The sequence below is a fragment of the Faecalibacterium sp. DFI.5.82 genome, assembly GCF_029076575.1.
GTDB classification, from domain to species: domain Bacteria; phylum Bacillota; class Clostridia; order Oscillospirales; family Ruminococcaceae; genus Faecalibacterium; species Faecalibacterium duncaniae.
Genome location: NZ_JARFIS010000172.1, coordinates 1 through 352 on the forward strand (window position 1 = coordinate 1; position 352 = coordinate 352).

1 pseudogene is annotated in these 352 nt (G+C 59.9%); it reads left to right on the plus strand.

Annotated features, from left to right (window positions below):
- A pseudogene (locus tag P0G09_RS16110) lies at positions 1–294 on the plus strand (DUF386 domain-containing protein); the annotation flags it as partial.
- Positions 295–352: the final 58 nt, after the last annotated feature.

Below are 352 nucleotides of genomic sequence, written 5' to 3' on the forward strand. Positions count from 1 at the left end.
GTCCGGCACGACAACCACCTGACCCTTGAGACCGACCTCGAAGGCAGCGAGCTGTTTGAAGTGTCCCTGGGCGTGTTCAGCCCCACCCGGCCCGCTGACGAAGCCGCTGATACCACCGTGGGCACCGCCGGCACCAGCATTGCCGGAATGCTCTGCGAGGGCCGCTTTGCCCTCTATCTGGCCGGGGTACCGTACAAATCCGGCTTGAAGGCCCAGGGCTGCGGCAAGCTGAAAAAGGCCGTGTTCACCATGGAGCTGGACCCGGACGAGGAAGACGAGACCGAATCCGAATAATTCCAGAAAGCACTAACTCCACGCAGCGTAGGTTGCGTGGAGTTTTTTTGTATAGTAT